Genomic DNA, 22,785 nt, shown 5'->3' with positions numbered 1-22,785 from the left:
GGGCTTTTTTATGACGTCAATATTCATAGATCATTTAAAACAGATACTGTCCTGCTGTGCTAATCAGGCCATATAGCGCAATCAGAATTAAAAGAGCACCACACAGCGCCAGTACCGGCCGATAACCGCGTGACAGCGTTAAACGGTAAAAACCCAAATACAACAAAGACAAAGTCAGAAAATCCAGTACAATCCAGCTGGCGGTCAGCAAGATTAGACTATCATTAAAATGATCGGTGACCTGAATAAATTGCGGGAAAAAGGCACTAAAAAACAGAATATCTTTCGGATTGGAAATCCCGACCAGAAAACCCTGCCGAAATCCGCCTACAGCGCTGGCCGTCTCCTGTTTCGGTCCGGCCGCTGCCCGGCTTTCCTTGAGAATGTCCACCCCCAAATAGGCAATATAGACACAGCCTAGCAGCTTAATTAAATCCAGCCAGAAGGCCTGAATATTGAAGATGCCTTTTAAAATCAGCACCGAGCAGGCAATTAACAGCAAAGAAGCTAAATTAGTCCCGACAATGGTCTGAAACGCCCGCCGGTAACCACCTTTGAGTCCGGCACCAATCACCAGCATCATCACCGGGCCTGGGGTGGCAATCATGATCACCACCGCCAGACAGTACAACAGATATTCAGCCATATTGATCATCTGTGGTACTCCTGCGCTACTCTTGCTTAAACCTTAGGATGAAAAACTAGTCATCCTCTTCCAGACTGACTTTTAATAAATGCTGGCTAATGCCATCGGCACGTAAAAATGCCAGGTCATAACTCGCAGTCGCCAGTGCCAGTACCCGACGCTCAAACTCCTGCCACAGTGGTTTAACCTGCGCGGCCTGAATACCAAGACCACTGTCATCGGCCAGATGCTTGTTTTTTTCACATAATTTGAGCGCATGATATAACTTGCGGCCTGCGCTGGCATCGGGACGTAAACGCACCCGCTTTGACAGGACAAAATGCTCTACCTGCGGCAAGCGGGCAAATGGCAACATTGGTACCAGAATCTGGTCCAGCTGGGCATCCAGACGCTGCCAGACAGCCGTTTGCTGTTCGGGGGTATAGCCATTCCAGCGTATCACTTCATGATTAAAACGACGACAACCACGACACACTGAATCACCAAATACCGTAGAGCAGCGGCCTGCACACGGGGTCAAAGAGGCGATTCGACGATCCGTACTCAAAATATACTCCAGAAAAGCGCAGTAATGCCGGCCTGAATGCGGCCGTATTACTTTTGGTAAAATCATAGGCGAGGATAGGCATCATAGCCGACTCTATCGCAGATTTAAAACCATATTTCTGTTCTGGATTTCTCGCTATCTGGGCACTTTCACGCTAAAATATGCCCCTCAAATTTTTTATATCACATTGGAGTACTCCATGAACGCTACTGTAGAACAGCTTGCACCTGTAGAACAGCAAGCGACCTCTGGTTGGGTTGTTGCCGCACTTTATCAATTCAAAGAAGTTCAAGATCCTGCAGATCTACAACAACGTCTTTTAGACTTGGTAAACAGCATCAACCTGTGTGGTACTCTCATTGTGGCGGGTGAAGGAATTAATGGTACGGTGGCGGGCGACCGCGAAGCCATTGATCAGGTGCATCAGTTTCTTTTAAACGAAGGCTTTAGCGCGATGGAATATAAAGAGTCGCACAGCGCCGACAAGCCTTTCCGCAAAATGAAAATCAAGCTGAAAAAAGAAATTGTGACTTTGGGTGTAGAGGTCAAACCACGTGATCTGGTCGGCCATTATCTGGACCCGAAAGAATGGAATGAACTAATTGCACGTGATGACGTGATTTTAATTGATACCCGCAATGACTATGAATATAAAGCCGGGACTTTTAAAGGCGCGATTGATCCACAAACTGAAACCTTCCGTGAATTTCCAGACTATGTGAAAAAAGAACTGGAACAGCACAAAGACAAGAAAATTGCCATGTTCTGTACTGGTGGGATTCGCTGTGAAAAATCCACTTCGTTATTGTTACAAGAAGGCTTCCAGGAAGTTTATCATCTGAAAGGCGGTATTTTGAAATACCTCGAAGAAACCCCGGCAGAAGAAAGCCTGTGGGAAGGTGAATGTTTCGTATTTGATGGTCGTACTGCGGTTACGCATGGTGTGGAAGAAGGTCAAAATACCAAGTGTCATGCCTGCGGCTGGCCTTTACTACCAGAAGAAGTGGCAGAACCAAGCTATGAACACGGCGTATCTTGTAAATACTGTATTGATAAAACCACAGAAAAACAGAAAGCCGGCTTCCGTATGCGTCAATCTCAGATTGCAGCGGCAAAACGCAAACGTCTGTAATAATGTAAACCAGTACAAATAATTTTACAAAAAGCCCTATTTATAGGGCTTTTTTTACGTCTATTCACATACCAGAATCAATTCAATACCAAAGCACCCTCTGGTACTAACAGAAGCCAGTCATGCTTAGGCTAAACTCCAAATCACAACAAAAACAATGCAGTTTTATTTTGACGTACAGATTCTCACCCATGGACAAGGATTGACTTATGCAAAGAACGATAACAACACGCTATAAACACCAATTCCGTACTGCCTTACTGCAACGAGCGCATCAGCAGCAAGATCTGCAATTGCACCACCTGAAACAGCAGCTTGAACAGCGTTCACACTTGTTTATTGTGGGGTTTGGCACCGTGCTCGGCGCGATTCTGGCAATGTTTATTGCCTATCACCTTTCCAATATCTGGAGTGGTTACCTGATTGTCGCTGTCTTGCCGCTGCTGGTGGCGTATGGGCTTCGAAAAGTCTATGTGCACACCCTGTCGCATACCGCTGAGGAAGATTTTTAGTTACGTTTCAGCTCTTTACTGAAAAACCAATCCTCTTTAGCATGAAGGTCTAATTTTTAGGCCTTCTTGACTTTATGAACCTGACCGAATGGATTATTTCCATTATGGAACAGCTGGGCTACTTCGGTATTGCCCTGCTTATGTTTCTGGACAACGTATTCCCCCCTATTCCTTCCGAAATTATTATGCCTTCTGCTGGTTATTCGGCCTCACAAGGTGAATTACTGTTTGTTGGTGTCGTGGTTGCCGGCTGTTTCGGTTCGCTACTGGCCGCGGCCTTGCTGTACTGGGTCGGCTATAAATTCGAACATGATGCGATTTTCCGCTTTGTCGACCGCTACGGCAAATACCTGTTCCTAAAATCGGCCGATGTCAAAAAATCACTGGACTGGTTCGAGCAGTATGGACATCGCATTGTCTTTGCCGGACGCATGATTCCGGCGGTACGCTCTTTAATTAGTATTCCCGCCGGCATGAGCCGGATGCCCTTCTGGAAATTCATGTTCTACAGCAGCCTCGGCACCATCATCTGGACCACTTTTCTGGCTGCGGTCGGGTTTTATTTTGGCGAAAATCAGGCGCTGATGCAGAAAATTTTTAGCCAGGTCGGCTATGTCATTATTGCAATTGTGATTGCGATTATCGGCTGGATTCTATACCGTAGGTATATGCGTAAACGCGCTTCGTGATGTGCATTGGCCTGCCTATAGGCCAAACTTGGGGATTCAATGAAACACTATTTGCTGCATTTGGCTGCGGTCTACAGCATTGCGCTGGTCCTGCTGACCATGGTTCTGGTTTATGGTTTAAATCTTGGGGTATTAACCCTTTTTCCAACACTGGTGGTAGTCGCGCTGATCAATGCCAAACATTTTGTGAAACGTGAAAAACGCCTACCGACCTCAGATGAAAGAATTCAGCTGATTTGGGGCAGCAGTGCCGTGGCCATCATTATTGGCAGCCTGTTTATCTTTTTTATGGTGCTGATGAACCCCTATGCAGAGCAGATTATTCAATCGGCTGAGAAAATGGGACTGGCCCTCATGGCAGTGTTGATGCTGTGTATGGTGGCCATCCATGGTGCGGTATTTTATGCCGCCTATGTCTGGTATGCCGCTTATTGCGCCAAACAGTAGTTAGCAATTTCAAACACTAATCAAATATGCTTTAGAAATTCTGTTGTGCAGATGGGTGGCTTCCGGACAGCGCATCTGCATAGAAAATTTAACTGTATGTAAGTAAGCCCTGCTTTTCGTCACCAGAAACCGACATAAGTTATTTATCTTCACGTGAAAGGTGCAATTCTCCTGCCCGCGCCGGGTGCTGTCTGATCTAAGTTAAACCTCAAGAGATCCGCTTGATCTTAATTTTTTGATTCATTTTACTTAGATCATCATCAGACCCAAGAGGATGCAGACATGACGAATCCAGAAATAGAAACCCAGCGCCAGCAGGAACAAAAACGCGAACAGGTCAAACAGCTACCGAAACAGCAGCAGCAACAGCTGAATGCCAACCCGAAAACCGGTGAAACCGGCACCCATCCGGTGGGTACCAGTGTCGGTGCGGTCGGTGGTGCAGCCACAGGTGCCGCAGTCGGGGCCACCACCGGCCCGATTGGCGCAGTGGTCGGAGGTACCATTGGTGCCGTGGTGGGCGGTCTGGTTGGTAAAACCGCTGCAGAAGCCGAAAACCCGACCGAAGGTGATGAAGATATTTACTGGCATGAACACAGCCAGAGCCAGCCTTACTATACCAGCCTGCAAAACACACATCCGGACTTAAGCTATGAGCGCGATTATCAGGCCGCCTACCGGGTCGGTTATGCCCAGCGTTCACGCTATGAACCGGGTACACGCTTTGAAGATGTAGAACCCGATTTACGCAGCGAATGGGAGTCCACCAAGGGCGATACCCGTTTGGCCTGGGAAGATGCCAAACATGCGGTGCGTGATGCCTGGAACCGTATGACCCGCTAATGTAATCCGGCTATAAAAAAACACCTCCGAGGAGGTGTTTTTTATTTATTCGGTTTGCATCAGCTTGGGGTGTGATACATCAAATACAGTTCATTGAGGTTGTCCGGAATTTCTTCCGCCAGCTCATCCATTAACTGACCATTACGACGGAAGCTTTCCATTTGCGGGTCTTCTTCATCAATGCCGCTAAACACCATGATTGGTAAAGTCAGATCTACCAGCTGTTCTTCAAATTCTGGCGTGAACCAGGCTTCTTCATTCAGGAACATGGCATCCACAAAGCCCACACTCCAGTCGCCCAAGCTCGATTCTACATCTGCTTCTTCAATTTCGAATGGAAATTCGATGCCTTCTTCATTGGCCAGGTTTTGACGAATGGATTCGAGCCAGGTTTTCACCTGCGCTACGATTTCTGCCGGCACTTTTTTCTGGTTGCCTTCAAATAGTTCATCCAGCCATTGGTCAAATTGCGGGCCGACTGCAATGGCACACAAAAAACCATGAGTGGCAGCAAAATCTAGACCGTATTCGTTCTGGTCACCATCTAGATATTCACTCAACAGGTCTAAATCTAAAGCACTCATCTTAAATCCAAAAATCGTCTATACAAGGTATAGCATAGCATTTTCCGAAGACTTTACTGAACCCAAATTTCAGTCATCTTCGTCGTCAAAATCATCTTCGTCGAAGTCATAATCAAAATCCTTGAGATCACGCTCCAGTCGACGCTGTGCCAGCAGATCATCAATCAGGCGACGTTTTTCTAACGATTCTTTCGCACTGATTTTACCTGCCGCTTCATCGAAGCTGACATCATCATCACCGTAGTTATCATCTAGTTCAAAATCTGTTGAAGACACTAAAACTACCTCAGAATGAAAAAATGTGAATGGGTTTAGCCGCTATTTATCTGCCTTTGAAAAAGTTGTCAAGTTTTATTTATATTTTTTGTTTTTCCCGACTATTTTTGGCTTGTATTTCGCGCTAAAATTTGTGTATTTATGAAGACCTTATCTGAATAAGTATAGTTTAAAGCATATGACAAGAATATTTCGCGGACAAAACGGATGCCAGACTTGAAAACCGGGCAAGATGCCCCATATTCCTATTCAGTTTTGCTTTCAAACATTTTTATAAAATCATGCTTGATTGATCAAATCAGAAACTTTTACAGCAAATTGTGCTATCATGCACGGTTTTTCACTGCCACAGATTCAACGAAGAGTAAGCAAAGATGAGCGATATGACTTCCCCTACTTCGCAAGTAGCGGCTCTGATTAGCCGAGGCAAAGAGCAAGGTTACCTAACTTATGCCGAGGTTAACGATCATCTCCCAGACTCAATCACGGAAAGCGAACAGATTGAAGACATCATCCAGATGCTTCAGGACGTGGGCATTCCTGTGCATGAACGTGCACCTGAATCTGATGATGCGATGTTCGAAGACACCACAGAAGCTGCAGATGAAGTCGCTGAAGAAGAAGCAGCGGCAGTACTGGCTTCTGTAGAAAATGAGCCTGGCCGTACCACGGACCCTGTGCGTATGTATATGCGTGAAATGGGGACCGTTGAGCTGTTAACGCGAGAAGGCGAAATTAGTATCGCGAAACGTATTGAAGAAGGCATCCGTGATGTGCTGCATTCAATTGCGTACTGGCCAAATGCCGTTGAAGTGGTTCTACAAGAATACAAAGATTATGAAAATGGCGAACGCCGCCTGGCCGATCTGCTTTCAGGTTACTTAGATCCTGAAACCGATGAAGAAATTCCGGAAGTGCTGGAAGATGAAGCCGTGCTCGACGATGAAGAAGAATCGAGCAGCAAGAGCACCAAAACCAAAGATGTCAAACTTGATGACGACGATGAAGAAGAAGAGTCAGAATCGGATGATGATTCTGAAGCGGATTCTGGTCCGGACCCTGAAATTGCCAAAGTACGTTTTGCCGAGCTGACTGAAGCCTGGAAAAACACCAAAGACGTCATTGCAAAGCATGGCCGTAACAGCAAAGAAGCGGAAGCTGCGTTACAGGCTCTGGCCAGCGTGTTCATGATGTTCAAATTTGCGCCGCGCCTGTTTGATATTATTTCAGAAATGATTCGTGGCACGCATGACCAGATTCGTGCAGCAGAACGTGAAGTAATGCGTTATGCAGTACGTCGTGGCCGTATGGACCGTACCCAGTTCCGTACGACTTTCCCGGGTCAGGAATCTAATCCGGCATGGTTAGACGAACAGATTGCCAAAGCTCCTGCAGAGATGAAAGGCTACCTGGAAAAAGTGCGTCCTGACGTACTGGCCTTCCAGCAAAAAATTGCCGACATCGAAAAAGAGTTGGGTCTGAATGTTAAAGACATTAAAGACATTGCCAAACGTATGGCGGTGGGTGAAGCCAAAGCACGTCGCGCCAAGAAAGAAATGGTCGAAGCCAACTTGCGTCTGGTGATCTCGATTGCCAAGAAATACACCAACCGCGGCTTGCAGTTCCTGGATCTGATTCAGGAAGGTAACATCGGTCTGATGAAAGCAGTAGACAAGTTTGAATACCGTCGTGGTTACAAGTTCTCGACTTATGCGACTTGGTGGATTCGTCAGGCGATCACCCGTTCGATTGCCGATCAGGCACGTACCATCCGTATTCCGGTACACATGATTGAAACCATTAACAAGATTAACCGTGTTTCTCGTCAGTTGCTGCAGGAAATGGGCCGCGAACCGACACCGGAAGAACTCGGTGAGCGTCTGGAAATGGACGAAGTGAAGGTACGTAAAGTCCTGAAAATTGCCAAAGAACCGATTTCCATGGAAACGCCAATTGGTGATGATGAAGATTCGCATTTGGGTGACTTCATTGAAGACAGCAACATCACCTCTCCGGTCGATGCTGCAACTTCAGAAGGCTTAAAAGAAGCGACACGTGAAGTGCTGGAAAACCTGACTGAACGTGAAGCCAAAGTCCTGAAAATGCGTTTTGGTATTGATATGCCAACCGATCATACTCTGGAAGAAGTCGGTAAGCAGTTTGATGTGACCCGTGAACGGATCCGTCAGATTGAAGCCAAAGCCTTACGTAAATTACGTCACCCTTCCCGCTCTGAACACCTGCGTTCATTCCTGGAAAACGACTAAGTCAGCAGCGGCTTGAATTGGGATCAATCCATCCCCATTTAAGTAGCAATGCCAAAACGCCTGCGCCTTGCAGGCGTTTTTCAATCTTTTGAGGTAATTATGATTGACCACACTCCCTCTCGTGAATTACAAGAGCATCTTTGGGTTTTTCCGATGGATTACCCGATTAAACTGATTGGTCTGGCCGGTGCAGAGCTGCGTCAAGCGGTGAACGATATTTTCGTGAAACACTTCCCGGACTTTGATGGCGACAAAATGACCGTGACCCCGTCGCGTACCGGTAAATACCACTCGATTACCGCACAGCTGCGTTTCGAGGAGCTGGAACAGGTGCATGCGGTCTATGCCGATTTAGCTGCCTGCCCGCTGATTAAAACCGCGCTTTAAGTTTCAAAAAAACACGCTTCATGCGTGTTTTTTTATGGCGTGCCGTGCAAGCGCAGTAATTTAAAGCAGGCACACTCCTATTCCTATTCTGAATCATTATAATTCACATCAGCAGATTTCATTTTTAAGGACGCAGCCTGTGACCGATGCGCTTCAAAAACCGACCCTCATTATCCGTCAGTATTCGCAATTAACACCGTATCAAGACCGCTTTTTAGAGATGAAGCAGTTGACTGAACAGCGTGATGCCAATACCCCCGATGAGCTCTGGATTTTGCAGCATCATGAGGTGCTGACCCAAGGTCAGGCCGGCAAGGCAGAACATATTCTGATTCCCAGCCATATTCCGGTGGTACAAACCGACCGCGGAGGACAGGTGACCTGGCATGGTCCGGGCCAGCTGGTGGCGTATTTCCTGTTTGACCTGAACCGTTTGGGCTGGAATGTCCGCACGCTGGTATCGTATGCCGAAAACCTGATGATTGCGCTGCTCAAAAAATATGGTATTGAAGCTTATGCCAAAGCAGATGCGCCGGGTGTCTATGTCGCGGAGCGTAAAATTGGCTCATTGGGCTTTAAAATCCGCAAAGGCCGTAGTTACCATGGACTAGCGCTGAATATTGACTGCGATTTAAGCGGTTTTCAAACCATTAACCCCTGTGGGTATGCCGGTCTGGAAATGGTGCGCATTCAGGATTTAGTCCCAGACTATCCATCGTTTGAAACTTTATGCCGAGATATCATTGAAACTTTAGAGCACAGTGGTTACTTTAGTGAGGTTCAAACCATTCAAGCCTAAATGACTTTACTTTTGAATAAGAAATAAATTAGAGTATTTACTCTAAACCCAATAATAGATGTTAACAAAGGGACTCAGCGAGTGATTTCAAGCAAAACCGTGAAGCCCGCTTTGCAACAGGCCTATGTCAAACTCATGATGGATGTGATTGGCAGAGGTCTGGTGATGGCAAGCCAGGTCGATCAAGAAATAAAACAGGAAGTTGCAAAGTTTCCCGCAAATTTTATCCTGTCCATGAAAGTGTTTCCCAATGGACCTGCGTTCATTGCCCGGGTGACTGAAGATCATCAGCTCGAACTGCTGCCTGAACTGGATGGCAAACCCGATCTGGTCATTACCTTCAAGCATCTGACCCATGCCTTTTTGGTGTTCTCGTTTCAGGAAAGTACGGCACAGGCCTTTGCTCATGACCGCATGATTGCCGATGGTGACCTGTCTTATGCCATTCGTCTGGTGCGTTGCCTGAACAAAATGGAAGCCCTGATTTTACCTAAACTGCTGGCAGAGCTGGCTGTCAAACAATACCCATCCGAACTTAGCTTAAAAGAAAAACTCAGCGGAGCTGCCCATATTTACCTGAAAGTGGCTCAGTCCTATTTCCAACGGAGTGCATAACATGGCGAAGCCTTATTACGAATTTTTTTGTCCAGTCAAAGTCATTGCCGGCAATGCCGCACTGGAACACATTCCGTTTGAATTGGTGACTTTAGGCGCGAAACGCCCGCTGATCATTACCGATAAAGGGGTACGTGGTAACAACCTGCTGGCCCCGGTTGAAGCGGCTTTTGAATCAACCGATGCTGAAATTGGCTATATTTTTGATGATGTGCCGCAGGATTCAAGTCTGGACACGGTACGTAAAGCCGCGCAGCTGTATCGTGACCACAACTGTGATGCCATTATTGCAGTGGGTGGTGGTTCGGTGATTGACACCTCCAAAGCTACAAACATTCTGGTGACGGAAGGCGGCGATGACCTGCTGAAATATTCCGGTGCGCACAACCTGCCAAAACCGTTAAAGCCCTTCTTCGTGATTCCGACCACCTCAGGCACCGGTTCAGAAGTCACCATGGTCGCCGTGGTGTCAGATACTGAAAAGAATGTCAAAATGCCATTCGCTTCTTATTACCTGATGCCACATGCCGCGATTCTGGACCCGCGCATGACCCAGACCCTGCCACCGCATTTAACGGCAATGACAGCTATGGATGCCATGACCCATGCGGTTGAAGCTTATAGCTGCATGGCCTCGAATCCGATTTCGGATGCCTATGCCACCGCCGCGATCAAGAAAATCAGCAATAACCTGTTTAAAGTGCTGGATAATCCAAGCGATGCCTATGGCCGTCTGGAACTGGCGCAGGCCTCGACCATGGCTGGTATTGCCTTCTCCAATTCGATGGTGGGTCTGGTACATTCCCTCGGGCATGCCTTAGGTGCAGTGGCTCATCTGCCGCATGGACTGTGCATGAACCTGTTCTTACCCTATGTGCTGGAATACAACAAAGATGTCAATGGCGACAAAATTGCCGAACTGCTGCTGCCATTGGCCGGCCCGGATATTTATGCCCAGACTCCGGCGCATCTGCGTGCCGATAAAGCCATTGCTACCCTGCTGACCATGCGCGACCGTCTGTATGCCATGACCAAATTGCCACGCACCTTGAGTGAAACCGGCAAGGTTACAGAAGCACAGCTGGATGAAGTGGCCGAAAAAGCCCTAAACGATGGCTCGATCATTTACAACCCGAAAGAAGCCAGTCTGGAAGATTTGAAATCTATCTTAAAAAAGGCTTGGTAATTTCCAGCAAATAGGCGAATATAGCCAAAATTTCTAGAAGCCTGATGTTTTTTTAAGCATCAGGCTTTTACTATACCCAAGAAAAAGTTCTTATTTATTCAGATGATTGGCATATTTTCTGCTAAAAATTTCTGAAAAAGTTACTGACAAAAGCAACCATTTTGGAGTAGATTGGCGGACTTTTGTTTTATTGATAGGGGGGATCGTTCGTCTCAAACGATCCTTAGGAACATGACTGATCCTTGATCAACGATTAAGAGGATAACGCCGTTGACAAATATCTCTGGGACTCAATCGGCAGCTAAACTGCAAAAAACGCTAGGGCTCTGGCACATCATTATTATTGGTTTAGCATATATTCAGCCAATGACCTTATTTGACACTTTCGGTTTAGTATCGGAAGAAAGTCATTTTCATGTACCCACCTCGTATATTTTTGCCTTGGTTGCAATCTTGCTGACCTCGTTAAGCTATGGTCACATGATTCGCCGCTACCCATCTTCGGGTTCTGCCTATACTTATGCGCAGAAATCCATTCACCCCAATGTTGGCTTTATGGTGGGCTGGTCATCCTGGCTCGACTACCTGCTGTCGCCAATGGTGAATATTATTCTGGCCGTGATTTATCTGGAAGCGCTGTTCCCGGATGTTAATCATTGGGTCTGGGTCATTGTACTGACCGCGTTTATGACCGGCATCAACCTGCGTGGTGCGCGTTTTGTCGCCAACTTCAACAGTCTGATTGTATTTATCCAGCTTCTGGTCATCGCGATCTTTACCTGGATGGTATTTACCAAACTGCAGGCCGGTTTTAATGCCGATGGCCCGATTAGTGCCGAACAGCGTTATCAGCTCTGGAGCCTGGAACCGTTCTGGAATGAGCTGACCTCAGTCGGTGCGCTGATTACCGGTGCTACCTTACTGTGTTTCTCCTTCACCGGTTTTGACTCCTTAAGCTCGCTGGCAGAAGAAACCAAAGATACCGAAAAGACCCTGCCAAAAGCGATTTTCCTGACTGCGTTAATTGCCGGGATCATCTTTATTGTCAGCACCTACTTCATGCAGATTTACTTCCCGAATGAACCGGGCAGCTACTTCAAAAATATTGCTGAAACTCAGCCAGAAATTCTGATGCTGGTGGGTGGTTCACTGTTCCAGTCCTATGTACTGACCTTTGCAATTGTAACGGTGATGGCTTCGGGTATTTCTGCACATGCTGGTGTATCCCGCTTAATGTACGTGATGGGCCGTGATGGCGTGATTAACAAGAAAATCTTTGGTCATATCAGCCCTCGTAACTTCACACCGTCTTATAACATTCTGATTGTGGGTGCGGTGGCCTTAACTGCGGGCTTTATGGATCTGGATTTCGTGATTTCCCTGATCAGCTTTGGTGCCCTGACTGCATTCAGTTTCGTTAACCTGTCAGTCATTTCACGCTATGCGCTACGTGATGGCCGTACCCGCAATGTTAAAGACATTCTGAACTTTGTGGTGGTGCCGCTTTGTGGTTTTATCGCGGTGTTTGCACTGTGGCTTGAAGTTGATGAAACATCATTGAAATATGGTTTATGGTGGGCAATGGCCGGTATTTTATACCTGGGTTATAAAACCAAAGGCTTTAAACACCCTGCGCCACAACACAATGAATTTGACGATAAACTCTAAGTTTAAGTCATTCAAAAAGGTGCTTCGGCACCTTTTTTGTTTCCACATTTCAGGTCAAGTTTTGACGGCTTGATCCTGCTCACTGAAAAAATAAATAGCGATAAAAAACCAAGATCAGTGATCTTGGTTTTTTTATTCTTCGCGATGATCTGCCCTAGCTTAAAGGCTGAAAACCCTGCTGACGCCAGGCTTCATAGACAATGACCGCTGTGGCATTTGACAGGTTCAGACTACGAGAATTTTCTGCCATCGGCAAACGAATCCAGTGCTCTTGTGGGAACATCAAACGCACATGCTCAGGCAAACCGCGGGTTTCTGGTCCCATCAACAAGGCCACAGGACGGTTTAAATCCGAAGTATGCGGGGTTTCTGTACCCTTGGTGGTTAATGGATACACCGCATCCACGCCTATGCCTTTGCTGGCCAAATTGGCCAGACAGTCTTCAATTGAATCCCACAGTTGCATCCGTGCCCATTCGTGGTAATCCAGACCGGCACGTTTCAGCTTTTTATCATCCAGCTCAAAACCCAGGGGCTTGACCAGATGTAACTGAGCACCGGTATTGGCACAAAGCCGGATAATATTACCGGTATTGGCAGGAATTTCAGGCTCATATAACACAACGTGGATCACTTTTTACTCACTATCTGGTTGATTTAGGCAGTTTAAACTTGATTGATTGAACAGGAGACGCTGTCAAGGCTAAAGCGCTACGCGGTATTGCCCTTTTGCATCTCCGGCTACTATGATTCATCATGGCCACCGCTTTACTCAGGCGCAGCCTTCGCCTTGCGCTCGGGCAACGCAGTGCGTTGCTTTATCCTCTTTACTTAGGCATAGCCTTCGTCTTGCGCTCGGGCAACACGTTGTGTTGCTTTATCCTCGCTCATGCCATTGCAGTTGTTCGCGCAGCTTCACCACTTCACCAATAATGGTCAGAGTGGGTGCCTGAATTTGATGTTCAGTAACTTTAGATGCAATATCCGCCAAAGTCCCGACCACCACTTTCTGCTCCGGTGTGGTGCCTTTAGACACCAAGGCCACTGGCATATCCGGACGCTGGCCATGGGCAATCAGTTTCTGGCAGATTTTTTCCAGTCCCACCAGTCCCATATACAGCACCAGAGTCTGGTTTTCATAGACCAGCTCGCTCCACGGCAGTTCCGGTGAACCTTCTTTTAAATGCCCGGTCAGGAAACGTACGCTTTGCGCATAGTTGCGATGGGTTAAAGGAATACCGGCATAAGCTGAACAGCCCGATGCTGCGGTAATGCCCGGCACCACCTGAAAAGCCACGCCTGCAGCAAACAGCTCTTCAATTTCTTCACCGCCACGGCCAAAAATAAACGGATCACCGCCTTTTAAACGACAAACACGTTTACCTTCCTGCGCATACTTGACTAGCAAGGCATTAATGCCCTCTTGTGGCACAGCATGGTTGGAACGTGCTTTCCCAACATAAATTTTTTCAGCATCACGGCGGCACAATTCCATAATCGGATCGGACACCAGACGATCATAAATCACCACATCGGCCTGCTGCATCAAGCGCAGTGCTTTTAAGGTCAATAGCTCCGGATCACCCGGACCGGCACCGACCAGATACACTTCGCCTTTTGGCGTGGTCCATTCCTGCAAGGCCTGCTCAATCAAACGATTGGCTTCTTGCAGATTGTCATTAAAGACCTGCTCTTTAAGCGGACTGGCATACAGGTTTTCCCAGAAAATCCGGCGTTCATCCGGATTCTGGATTTTGGCCTTAACCGCAGCACGCCATTGACCGGAAAAACTCGCCAGTTTGCCCATGCCATGCGGAATGCTGGTTTCCAATTGGGTGCGAATCTGGCGCGACAACACCGGCGATGCACCATTCGTGGCCACTGAAATCAGCAAAGGCGAACGGTCGACAATGGCCGGCACCATAAAGCGGCAATGTGGCGGATCATCGACACTATTGACCAGCACATTTTCAGCTTCACAAGCCTCAAACACCTGACGGTTGATTGCTGCATCATCGGTGGCGGCAATCACCAAACGATACTGGCGCAGCGGAATTTCAGTATTGAAGGCAGCAGCCTCATAGTGCCCCTGGCTCTGCTGGACCAGTTCCAGTAAAGCGGCATCAATGGCCGGCGCCACCACATCAATAATAGCGCCTGCTTTTTGCAGTAAACCGGCTTTACGGTAGGCAATATGTCCGCCACCGACAATCAGACAGCGTTGCTGTTGCAACTTTAACGAGATTGGAAAAATATCCACACACTACCTCAGTAATTTAGTTCTGATTGTCTTAAGCAAATTTTGTGCACAAATTGGTGCATCCCGTACATCGACCTGAATTTAGTCGATATATTCTGCACCACCCATGTACGGACGTAACACTTCAGGCACTTCAATTGAGCCATCCGCGCGCTGATAGTTCTCCATCACGGCCAATAAGGTGCGTCCAACCGCCAGACCTGAACCATTCAAGGTATGGACAAATTCAGTTTTCTTCTGGTCGGCACGATAACGCGCTTTCATACGACGCGCCTGGAAATCACCCATGTTAGAACACGAAGAAATTTCACGATAGGTATTTTGACTTGGCACCCACACTTCCAGGTCATAGGTTTTGGTCGCACCAAAGCCCATATCACCACCACACAGGATGATTTTACGGTACGGCAAGCCCAGCGCCTGCAAAATGCCTTCTGCATGACCGGTCAACTCTTCCAGTGCCTGCATAGAATCTTCAGGTTTAACGATTTGCACCATTTCTACTTTATCGAACTGGTGCTGACGGATTAAACCACGCGTATCACGGCCATAAGAACCGGCTTCACTGCGGAAACATGGGGTATGCGCAGCATATTTCAGCGGTAAACGGTCGGCATCAATAATTTCGTCACGGACAAAGTTGGTGACTGGCACTTCCGCGGTTGGAATTAAATAGAACTCTTTTTCGCCCTGCAGCTTAAACAGGTCTTCTTCAAATTTTGGTAATTGACCGGTACCACGTAAAGAATCGGCATTGACCAGGTACGGTACATAGGCTTCGGTATAGCCATTTTTCAGGGTATGCGTATCCAGCATAAACTGGGTTAAAGCACGTTGCAGACGCGCCAATGGCCCTTTTAAAACGCTAAAGCGAGAACCGGTCAGCTTGGTCGCGGTTTCAAATTCTAGACCACCCATCCATTCGCCTAAGTCGGTATGATCTTTGATTTCAAAATCAAATTCGCGTGGTGTACCCCAGGTCAGGATTTCCACGTTATCGGCTTCATCTTTACCTTCCGGCACAGATTCATGTGGCAGGTTAGGAATAGTCAGTGATTTGGTTTCAATTTCCGCCTGTAATTCATTTAAAGCCACTTCGGCTGCTTTAATTTCATCACCAATGGCTGACATACGTGCCATGATTTCTGAAGCATCACCACCGGCTTTTTTAATCTGACCGACCTGTTTGGCACCGGCATTACGCTCGGCCTGTAGAGCTTCCGTTTTGGACTGGATTTCTTTACGGCGAGCTTCCAATGATGCCCATTCTTCTACATTGAGTTGCACACCACGTTTTGCCAAGGCTAAATTTACAGCCTCAATATTATTTCTGAGTAATTTCGGGTCGATCATAGCCAATCTTTTGTAAAGAAAAAAACTGGCTATAGTGTAAGCGCTTCGGGTTAAAAAATACAGTAATCCGCTTCACGGCTGGGGCTTATTACAGCAATCTGGCGCAGTTTTTTCACAATTTACTGGGCCGGATACTTCGGCAAACTTGGCAGATATTCAGGTTTAATCAGTTTGTCCACCGCATAATACGGCAGCTCCAGTTCCGGCATGCCTTCTGCATAGGAAGCCAGCTCATACAATGGATAGACAAACACCAGCCCATTGGCGCCATAATAAAAATTGTCACTCAGTCGCAGTTTGTCACGCTGGATGTCGTGCTCATTCAGCCAGTTGTAATTATGGTTAAACAGTTCTTGTACTAGTTTGGCTTCACTATTCGGCAGTAGAATATCCTGCAAGGCCAGACGTTTCTTGCTGTTTAAATCAAAGGTCACAAATTCCTGATGATGCATACCATGCGCCGCCCCGGCCGGATAACTATAGCTTTGCATGCTAAAGGTAGCCAGACGGCCATGCTGGCCAATATAACGTACATAGGTAGAACTCAGGCTAAGACGGTTAGGCTCCTCTGTGCTATTGGCCTCTGATGCTGACGATGCTGACGATGCTGACGATGCTGACGATGCTGACGATGCTGACGATGCTGACGATGCTGACGATGCTGACGATGCTGACGCAGTAGAAGCGGCATCTTCACTAAATGCAATCGGGTCAGCCTTTTTAATCCGCTGCATAAAATACGCATTGATCCACGGCACATTGGTATTGACCGTCTGAATATCGTATTCGGTACAGCCCTCTTCATCACAGCGCTGCTGCTGTTTCAATTCCACCGGCACCACTTTGGCCTGAATCACGGGAATGGCAGCTGCCTGAGTCTGACTTTGCTCGGCCTCCACCTGAGGTGCGGCATCCTGCTTCGGCTGACAGGCGCTTAACATTAATGCCGTGGTCAGTGCGATGGTCGTGGTGAGCAGATTTGATTTCAGATGTTGCATTGCATTTCCCCTATGTTCATGCTGCAATTTTCAGCAGTTTTCACCCCGCAAAGGCGTTGTATACGCTCAATTTAGCTATTTACCACTATATAAAACTCCTGCTGTTCGATCCTAGAGCAGTTCTGTAACCTGCAATAAAAAATGAAAAATCAACCAAAAACCATCCGCAGCGGTACATACCAAAATTTATAATATTCCATTAAAATTCATAATGATAATTTTAAAATAAAATCAAATCCTGACTGCACCCTAATCGTGCATCTGCGGCCCATTCAACGGGAAAAATAAATTATCCCAAGATTTATCCACAGAAATTGTGGATTCTTTCACAGGGCAAAAGCAGACAGATCAGCCGTGATTCTGGTTAACCCTTATTTTTGGTTAATTTTTAACCATTTTCAGGGAGGGCAATTTTTATTGCCATTTCGTGCATGTCCGCATGACCTAAGTCGCTCAATTGACTTTCCGTTCAATCCTACCATTGGACGATTATTCACCTAAAAATAAAGGAGCCATTAAAATGGCTCCTCTATATTTTTGCTTTCACAGATAAAATCTTTTTTAGGAAATGATCATCATCCCTTATTGATCAATAATATCTGTGCCTTTTGGCGGGGTGAAATTAAAGGTCGAGTTGGCAATGTTCGGGTTCACCTTCACATTGTTAAAACGTACATAGGTGGTTTGACCTAAAGAATCTTCCAGAATCATCAGGCTTGGTGCTTTGTTGGCACCGAAACTGATGGTCAGACTCTGGAAAGCCCCTTCATCACTTTTTGGATACAGGGTGTAATAGGTTTTGCCTTTGTTCGGCTGGGTCACCCGGTATGACTGCATAATCTGGTTGGTATTGCCCGACAATAACAGTGCTGGTGTATTGGCAACCTGCTCATCCAGGTTTTGACGCACGGCCTGCTGCAAGTCCGGGTCATAAATCCAGACGGTTTTCCCTGAGGTCACAATGGTCTGTTTGGCCGGACTGGTGGTTTCCCAATAGAATTTACCCGGGCGCGCCACTTTCATTACGCCTTTAAATTCCTGATTCATATGCTGGGCAGTCAGGCCCTTGTTTTTAGGCGCTTTGCCGCTGGTTTTGGTGGTCTGCTCAAAGTTAGCGGTCATACTTTTAATATGACTCAATTGTTTGACCAGATTGGCAGTGGCTTGCTGCTCCGATGCTGCCACAGGCGCAGCATACACAGTCGTACTCATCACTGGTGCCAGCGTTGCAGCACCCAATGCCATAGCACACATGGTTTGACGAAGCATTTTCATAGATTCACCTTTTATTGTTGCATATCGCAATGTATTCATGGACTCATCTTAAACCAAATAAAGTGCCTAAATTTAGAGAAAATAAGAAGTTTTGTATGTTTATTAATATCAAATGTTCTTTTTTATCCATCATCATGAAGATCAGGGTTGCTCTCTTTCCCGATGCGACATGCATAAAAAAACCCACAGAAAACTGTGGGTTTTTGTTCTATTGAATCTTATTCAACAGATACGTAGCGACGGCCAAATTGACCTTTCACTTCGAATTTTACTACGCCGTCAGCAGTAGCAAATAAAGTATGGTCACGGCCCATACCTACATTTGCACCAGCGTGGAATTCTGTACCACGTTGACGAACGATGATGTTACCTGCAGTTACAGTTTGACCACCGTAAACTTTAACACCTAACATCTTAGGATTCGAATCACGACCGTTCTTAGTAGAACCACCGGCTTTTTTAGATGCCATGTCTCATTACTCCTAGTGATTAGCCTGAAATACCAGTAATTTTCAACTCGGTGAACCATTGACGGTGACCTTGTTGCTTACGGTAGTGCTTACGACGACGCATTTTGATGATGCGGATTTTGTCGTGACGGCCATGGCCAACCACTTCTGCAGTTACTTTAGCGCCAGCTACAACTGGAGCACCGATTTGAATGCTATCACCGTTTACAAGCATTAATACGTCATCAAACGTAATAGTTGCGCCAGTTTCAGCTTTCAATAATTCAACTTTAAGGGTTTCACCCTCAACTACACGGTGCTGTTTACCACCGCTTTGGATTACTGCGTACATAATGTACTCCAAACATGCCCGTGTCGTCGTGCCGGTAAAGGGATATACCGATCTTAAAACGAACGCCACTGGGGTTATACAAGGGCAGAGATTTTAAGGGATAACGCTGCAAACAACAAGAGATTTAGCCAAAATATTGCATCAGCCGGCTGTTTATTTTATAAACATGCAACGAAAAGCAACAAAAATGGTCAAAACCCTACATTTTTCATTGATCTAATCAAATTGCTTGTTAGAATCGAAAACGCCAGCATGCTGATGCTATCACCGCTGCCTGTCACCGGGAGGCCATCAGCGCCAGCACGAACAGGAAAGCAGACCATTGCTTCGTACTTCATAACGACAACCACAATGGCCGCACCGCAGATTGCAGATTTCCTGTCCAGACGTTTTTCATTGTTACACTATATCGTTGTTACTTGACACAATTGAGGTTCTCCTTCACATGACCATCGACTTTAAGCAAGATATTCTCGCGCCTGTTGCTTCCGATTTTGCCGCGATGGATCAGTTTATTAATGAAGGCATTACCTCAAAAGTCGCACTGGTTATGGCGGTCAGCAAGCATGTGGTGGAAGCCGGCGGCAAACGTATGCGTCCGATTATGTGCTTACTGGCGGCCAAAGCCTGCGGCGCAGAAGATCTGGAACAGGCGCGCAGACTGGCGGCGATTATTGAAATGCTGCATACCGCAACCCTGGTGCATGATGATGTGGTCGATGAATCCGGCTTGCGTCGTGGTCGTCCAACCGCCAATGCCACCTGGAATAACCAGACCGCCGTATTGGTCGGTGACTTCCTGATTTCACGTGCCTTTGACCTGCTGGTCGATTTAAACAACATGACCTTGCTAAAAGATTTCTCGACCGGTACCTGTGAAATTGCCGAAGGTGAAGTATTGCAATTGCAATCGCAGCATCAGCCGGACACCACCGAACAGACGTATTTAGATATTATTCACGGCAAAACCTCGCGCCTGTTTGAACTGGCCACCGAAGGTGCCGCCATTTTAACCGGCAAGCCGGAATACCGTGAACCGTTACGTGTCTTTGCCGGCCATTTTGGTAATGCCTTCCAGATCATTGACGATATTCTGGATTACACCTCAGATGCCGAAACCCTGGGTAAAAATATCGGCGATGACCTGATGGAAGGTAAACCGACCTTGCCTTTAATTGCCGCCCTGAAAAATACCACAGGTGCGCAACATGAAATTATCCGCCGCAGTATTGCTACGGGTGGAACCTCCGAATTGGCGCAGGTTATCGAGATTGTACAGACCTCTGGTGCACTGGATTATTGCCAGCAGCGTGCCACGGAAGAAACCGAAGCCGCAATTGCGGCCTTAAATGCCTTGCCAGATACAATCTATCGTCAGGCCTTGGTCAATCTGGCCAAGCTGGCCCTGCACCGAATTCAATAAATAGCTTCATCCTTGCCTATGCATATAAAATTTTATGACCTATTCCTGAACATGCAGGATCAGCTGGAAACCACGCCCGCTGATCTTGACGAGCAACTGCTCATTGAGCTGGTCAACCGTATTCGACCAGCCAACACCGAAAATAGCGAAGAAATACAAGAAAAGTTTCAGGCCTTTTTACATGCCCTGCTGATTACGCCCAATGCCGCCAATACCTTACAAAGTTTTGTGCTCTGCTTAATCAGCCAGTACAAACAGACCAGCCTGTATGCCGATACCGGCATCCTGTCTTTAGATGGTTTCTGGAGCCAGCTGTTTCAGCGCCTAGGGGCGCATTTTTTACCGCTGATTAATGATCAGAGCCAGCTGCAAGACTTGCTGCGCCGCATTTTCCATCAGCGCAGCGATAAATACTGGCTGGATGATATTGAAGATCAGCAGTGGCAGCAGCTGTTTCGCCTGCTGAATCAGGGCCATCGTAATCAGGATGATAAAAAACTGATTCGTCAGGAAATCATTAAAGCCATTACCGTGCTGTCCTATCGGGTCAGCGGAATTGGTTTATATCCGGAATTTATTAATGCTCATCCGGAACTGACCGAATACGAATCACCATTTTTAGTGCAGAACCGTGAAATCAACGATTTCATTGTGCAGTATAAAAACCTGCATCAAAGTGCCGACAAATTTGAAGCGGTAATTCCACCGGATGCCTCACAGGCGCTGGTGATGATTGACCAGTGCCGTAACGTCAGCCATAAAATTCGCCGGGCCACCAAACGGATTGGGGTCAGTGTCAGCCTGACCTATTTGCTGTCCTTACTGGAACAGTGTCTGGACCGGATTGAACTGCTGCTAAACCTGATTGTTGAAGAAGATGATGTGCGTTATAGCGCCATGGGCGAGCTACTGGTCGATATTACCACCGCGCTGTATAGCGAACGCAGTGTCCGCTCCCTGCTGGCTACCAACAGTGAATTGATGGCCTTGCAGGTGACTGAAAATGCAAGCAAAACCGGTGAACATTATGTAAGTACCGACAAGGCCGGCTTTCTGGAAATGTATAAATCGGCTGCCGGGGCCGGGGTGATTATTGCCACCATGGCCACCCTTAAGGTGCTGGCGGCACGTTTAACCTTGGCGCCGCTGATGCAGGCCTTTATTAACAGCATGAACTACTCGCTGGGCTTTATGCTGATTCATGTGCTGCACTTTACTGTGGCCACCAAACAGCCGGCGATGACCGCTGCCGCACTGGCTTCGACCGTACAGCATCGCAAAGGCTCGAAAATGGCGCAAATTGCCGAGCTGGCCGCGCTGATTATCAATATTATCCGGACCCAGTTTATTGCCATTCTGGGCAATATCTCAATTGCCATTCCGGTGGCCGCCCTAATTGCCTTTATGTGGGATGCGGCGTTGCATGAGCCTTTAATGAACCATGCCAAAGCCAGCAAAATGCTGCATGACCTGAATCCGTTTACCTCTCTGGCAATTCCACACGCAGCCATTGCCGGTGTGTGTCTGTTTTTATCGGGCCTGATTGCTGGTTACTTCGATAATATGGCGGTGTATCGCAAAGTCGGACCACGGCTACAGGCGCATGCCAAACTGAAAAAATGGATGAGTCAGGAACGGCTGGACCGTTTTGCCGCCTATATTGAACGGAACTTGGGCGCACTGGCCGGTAATTTCCTGTTCGGGGTTATGCTCGGCAGTATGGGCACAATTGGTTATATTCTGGGTCTGCCTTTAGATATCCGGCATATTGCCTTTGCCTCGGCCAACTTTATTCAGGGTTTGATGAACGTCAACGGTAGTCCGGAAATTGGCCTGATTATTGTGTCTTTCCTGGGTGTACTGTTAATTGGCCTGACCAACTTATTTGTCAGCTTTACCCTCACCATTATTGTGGCCCTGCGCGCACGTCGGGTACGTTTTGAACAGTGGAAGCCATTGGCCAAACTGGTCATGACCCATTTCCTGACCCGGCCCAGTGACTTTTTCTGGCCACCGAAGCAACCTGTTGAAGTTGAAGAACAATCTGGCCCGGCCAAGGGTCATCATTAAGGAATTT

The 22,785-nt window shown here is 47.1% G+C and carries 24 protein-coding genes; 13 read left to right on the top strand and 11 right to left on the bottom strand.

Going from position 1 to position 22,785, the window contains the following annotated elements; genetic code table 11:
* Positions 1–34: 34 nt before the first annotated feature.
* Together ACVLR6_RS03700 and ACVLR6_RS03695 are read right to left on the bottom strand one after the other, a co-directional pair.
* A complete protein-coding gene (locus tag ACVLR6_RS03700; protein ID WP_180056934.1) occupies positions 35–652 on the bottom strand; it encodes a LysE family translocator in 618 nt (205 codons plus the stop codon).
* A gap of 49 nt (positions 653–701) precedes the next feature.
* Complete coding sequence (locus ACVLR6_RS03695) at positions 702–1,193, bottom strand: DUF1289 domain-containing protein (RefSeq protein WP_075174416.1); 492 nt, start codon at positions 1,191–1,193, stop codon at positions 702–704.
* Positions 1,194–1,392: 199 nt separating this feature from the next.
* On the opposite strand from ACVLR6_RS03695, the gene trhO reads away from it, so the two are divergent.
* The 5 genes from trhO to ACVLR6_RS03670 all read left to right on the top strand — a co-directional run bounded on the left by trhO (position 1,393) and on the right by ACVLR6_RS03670 (position 4,816).
* Complete coding sequence (trhO, locus tag ACVLR6_RS03690; RefSeq protein WP_005176153.1) at positions 1,393–2,325, top strand: oxygen-dependent tRNA uridine(34) hydroxylase TrhO; 933 nt, start codon at positions 1,393–1,395, stop codon at positions 2,323–2,325.
* A 209-nt stretch (positions 2,326–2,534) separates the two neighbouring features.
* Positions 2,535–2,837, top strand: coding sequence for a hypothetical protein (locus tag ACVLR6_RS03685; RefSeq protein ID WP_005176151.1), 303 nt, complete (start codon positions 2,535–2,537; stop codon positions 2,835–2,837).
* Between the two features lie 74 nt (positions 2,838–2,911).
* Positions 2,912–3,526: a DedA family protein gene (locus ACVLR6_RS03680; protein ID WP_005176142.1), complete on the top strand. Its 615-nt coding sequence runs from the start codon at positions 2,912–2,914 to the stop codon at positions 3,524–3,526.
* Positions 3,527–3,565: 39 nt separating this feature from the next.
* Positions 3,566–3,973, top strand: a complete 408-nt coding sequence (locus ACVLR6_RS03675; protein ID WP_075167535.1) for an ABZJ_00895 family protein — start codon at positions 3,566–3,568, stop codon at positions 3,971–3,973.
* A gap of 282 nt (positions 3,974–4,255) precedes the next feature.
* Positions 4,256–4,816: a glycine zipper domain-containing protein gene (locus tag ACVLR6_RS03670; RefSeq protein WP_168397297.1), complete on the top strand. Its 561-nt coding sequence runs from the start codon at positions 4,256–4,258 to the stop codon at positions 4,814–4,816.
* Positions 4,817–4,875: 59 nt separating this feature from the next.
* On the opposite strand, the gene ACVLR6_RS03665 is transcribed toward ACVLR6_RS03670, so the two are convergent.
* Together ACVLR6_RS03665 and ACVLR6_RS03660 are read right to left on the bottom strand one after the other, a co-directional pair.
* Positions 4,876–5,400 carry a YecA/YgfB family protein gene (locus ACVLR6_RS03665; RefSeq protein ID WP_045796437.1) on the bottom strand — a complete coding sequence of 175 codons (525 nt, stop codon included), beginning with the start codon at positions 5,398–5,400 and terminating at the stop codon, positions 4,876–4,878.
* Between the two features lie 69 nt (positions 5,401–5,469).
* Complete coding sequence (locus ACVLR6_RS03660; RefSeq protein ID WP_005176134.1) at positions 5,470–5,676, bottom strand: PA3496 family putative envelope integrity protein; 207 nt, start codon at positions 5,674–5,676, stop codon at positions 5,470–5,472.
* Positions 5,677–6,050: 374 nt separating this feature from the next.
* Here ACVLR6_RS03660 and rpoD point away from each other — a divergent pair, with 374 nt between their 5' ends.
* The 6 genes from rpoD (at position 6,051) to ACVLR6_RS03630 (ending at position 12,598) form a co-directional block, all read left to right on the top strand.
* The gene (rpoD, locus tag ACVLR6_RS03655) at positions 6,051–7,943 is read left to right on the top strand and encodes an RNA polymerase sigma factor RpoD (protein WP_127799634.1); all 1,893 of its coding nucleotides are present in this window, start codon (positions 6,051–6,053) and stop codon (positions 7,941–7,943) included.
* A 99-nt stretch (positions 7,944–8,042) separates the two neighbouring features.
* Entirely contained in the window at positions 8,043–8,330 is a 288-nt protein-coding gene (locus tag ACVLR6_RS03650) for a YbeD family protein (RefSeq protein WP_168384047.1), read from the top strand.
* Positions 8,331–8,469: 139 nt separating this feature from the next.
* Complete coding sequence (gene lipB / locus ACVLR6_RS03645; RefSeq protein ID WP_005176127.1) at positions 8,470–9,129, top strand: lipoyl(octanoyl) transferase LipB; 660 nt, start codon at positions 8,470–8,472, stop codon at positions 9,127–9,129.
* Between the two features lie 81 nt (positions 9,130–9,210).
* Complete coding sequence (locus ACVLR6_RS03640; protein ID WP_005176124.1) at positions 9,211–9,744, top strand: hypothetical protein; 534 nt, start codon at positions 9,211–9,213, stop codon at positions 9,742–9,744.
* Between the two features lies 1 nt (position 9,745).
* Positions 9,746–10,930 (top strand): iron-containing alcohol dehydrogenase, encoded by a 1,185-nt coding sequence (locus ACVLR6_RS03635; RefSeq protein ID WP_005176121.1) that lies wholly within the window; start codon positions 9,746–9,748, stop codon positions 10,928–10,930.
* 270 nt (positions 10,931–11,200) lie between these two features.
* Positions 11,201–12,598 (top strand): APC family permease, encoded by a 1,398-nt coding sequence (locus tag ACVLR6_RS03630; protein WP_005176119.1) that lies wholly within the window; start codon positions 11,201–11,203, stop codon positions 12,596–12,598.
* Positions 12,599–12,752: 154 nt separating this feature from the next.
* Here the strand turns inward: ACVLR6_RS03630 and ACVLR6_RS03625 are convergent, their stop codons facing one another.
* The 7 genes from ACVLR6_RS03625 to rplU all read right to left on the bottom strand — a co-directional run bounded on the left by ACVLR6_RS03625 (position 12,753) and on the right by rplU (position 19,285).
* Positions 12,753–13,232 carry a tRNA (cytidine(34)-2'-O)-methyltransferase gene (locus tag ACVLR6_RS03625; RefSeq protein ID WP_005176117.1) on the bottom strand — a complete coding sequence of 160 codons (480 nt, stop codon included), beginning with the start codon at positions 13,230–13,232 and terminating at the stop codon, positions 12,753–12,755.
* A gap of 243 nt (positions 13,233–13,475) precedes the next feature.
* Entirely contained in the window at positions 13,476–14,858 is a 1,383-nt protein-coding gene (gene cysG / locus ACVLR6_RS03620) for a siroheme synthase CysG (protein ID WP_104470407.1), read from the bottom strand.
* 81 nt (positions 14,859–14,939) lie between these two features.
* Positions 14,940–16,211, bottom strand: coding sequence for a serine--tRNA ligase (serS, locus tag ACVLR6_RS03615; protein WP_016659896.1), 1,272 nt, complete (start codon positions 16,209–16,211; stop codon positions 14,940–14,942).
* 119 nt (positions 16,212–16,330) lie between these two features.
* The gene (locus tag ACVLR6_RS03610) at positions 16,331–17,209 is read right to left on the bottom strand and encodes an RsiV family protein (protein WP_455995861.1); all 879 of its coding nucleotides are present in this window, start codon (positions 17,207–17,209) and stop codon (positions 16,331–16,333) included.
* Between the two features lie 582 nt (positions 17,210–17,791).
* On the bottom strand, positions 17,792–18,484 hold the full coding sequence (gene lolA, locus ACVLR6_RS03605; protein WP_005176107.1) for an outer membrane lipoprotein chaperone LolA: 693 nt from the start codon (positions 18,482–18,484) through the stop codon (positions 17,792–17,794).
* A gap of 218 nt (positions 18,485–18,702) precedes the next feature.
* On the bottom strand, positions 18,703–18,954 hold the full coding sequence (gene rpmA / locus ACVLR6_RS03600) for a 50S ribosomal protein L27 (protein ID WP_005176106.1): 252 nt from the start codon (positions 18,952–18,954) through the stop codon (positions 18,703–18,705).
* A gap of 19 nt (positions 18,955–18,973) precedes the next feature.
* Positions 18,974–19,285, bottom strand: a complete 312-nt coding sequence (gene rplU, locus ACVLR6_RS03595) for a 50S ribosomal protein L21 (RefSeq protein WP_005176105.1) — start codon at positions 19,283–19,285, stop codon at positions 18,974–18,976.
* A gap of 445 nt (positions 19,286–19,730) precedes the next feature.
* Here rplU and sdsA point away from each other — a divergent pair, with 445 nt between their 5' ends.
* Positions 19,731–20,708, top strand: coding sequence for an All-trans-nonaprenyl-diphosphate synthase (sdsA, locus tag ACVLR6_RS03590; RefSeq protein ID WP_104472144.1), 978 nt, complete (start codon positions 19,731–19,733; stop codon positions 20,706–20,708).
* 18 nt (positions 20,709–20,726) lie between these two features.
* On the top strand, positions 20,727–22,778 hold the full coding sequence (locus ACVLR6_RS03585) for a site-specific recombinase (RefSeq protein ID WP_160241549.1): 2,052 nt from the start codon (positions 20,727–20,729) through the stop codon (positions 22,776–22,778).
* Positions 22,779–22,785 lie beyond the last annotated feature (7 nt).

The organism is Acinetobacter sp. T63, assembly GCF_053852345.1.
This window is presented reverse-complemented; position numbering and strand designations above follow the sequence as displayed.

Coding starts and splice junctions, on each gene's coding strand:
- ACVLR6_RS03610 (WP_455995861.1), bottom strand. CDS start 17,209: ATGCAACATCTGAAATCAAATCTGCTCACCACGACCATCGCACTGACC.
- ACVLR6_RS03675 (WP_075167535.1), top strand. CDS start 3,566: ATGAAACACTATTTGCTGCATTTGGCTGCGGTCTACAGCATTGCGCTG.
- ACVLR6_RS03680 (WP_005176142.1), top strand. CDS start 2,912: ATGAACCTGACCGAATGGATTATTTCCATTATGGAACAGCTGGGCTAC.
- ACVLR6_RS03650 (WP_168384047.1), top strand. CDS start 8,043: ATGATTGACCACACTCCCTCTCGTGAATTACAAGAGCATCTTTGGGTT.
- ACVLR6_RS03685 (WP_005176151.1), top strand. CDS start 2,535: ATGCAAAGAACGATAACAACACGCTATAAACACCAATTCCGTACTGCC.
- lolA (WP_005176107.1), bottom strand. CDS start 18,484: ATGAAAATGCTTCGTCAAACCATGTGTGCTATGGCATTGGGTGCTGCA.
- ACVLR6_RS03635 (WP_005176121.1), top strand. CDS start 9,746: ATGGCGAAGCCTTATTACGAATTTTTTTGTCCAGTCAAAGTCATTGCC.
- ACVLR6_RS03585 (WP_160241549.1), top strand. CDS start 20,727: ATGCATATAAAATTTTATGACCTATTCCTGAACATGCAGGATCAGCTG.
- rpmA (WP_005176106.1), bottom strand. CDS start 18,954: ATGGCATCTAAAAAAGCCGGTGGTTCTACTAAGAACGGTCGTGATTCG.
- rplU (WP_005176105.1), bottom strand. CDS start 19,285: ATGTACGCAGTAATCCAAAGCGGTGGTAAACAGCACCGTGTAGTTGAG.
- ACVLR6_RS03665 (WP_045796437.1), bottom strand. CDS start 5,400: ATGAGTGCTTTAGATTTAGACCTGTTGAGTGAATATCTAGATGGTGAC.
- serS (WP_016659896.1), bottom strand. CDS start 16,211: ATGATCGACCCGAAATTACTCAGAAATAATATTGAGGCTGTAAATTTA.
- trhO (WP_005176153.1), top strand. CDS start 1,393: ATGAACGCTACTGTAGAACAGCTTGCACCTGTAGAACAGCAAGCGACC.
- ACVLR6_RS03670 (WP_168397297.1), top strand. CDS start 4,256: ATGACGAATCCAGAAATAGAAACCCAGCGCCAGCAGGAACAAAAACGC.
- sdsA (WP_104472144.1), top strand. CDS start 19,731: ATGACCATCGACTTTAAGCAAGATATTCTCGCGCCTGTTGCTTCCGAT.
- rpoD (WP_127799634.1), top strand. CDS start 6,051: ATGAGCGATATGACTTCCCCTACTTCGCAAGTAGCGGCTCTGATTAGC.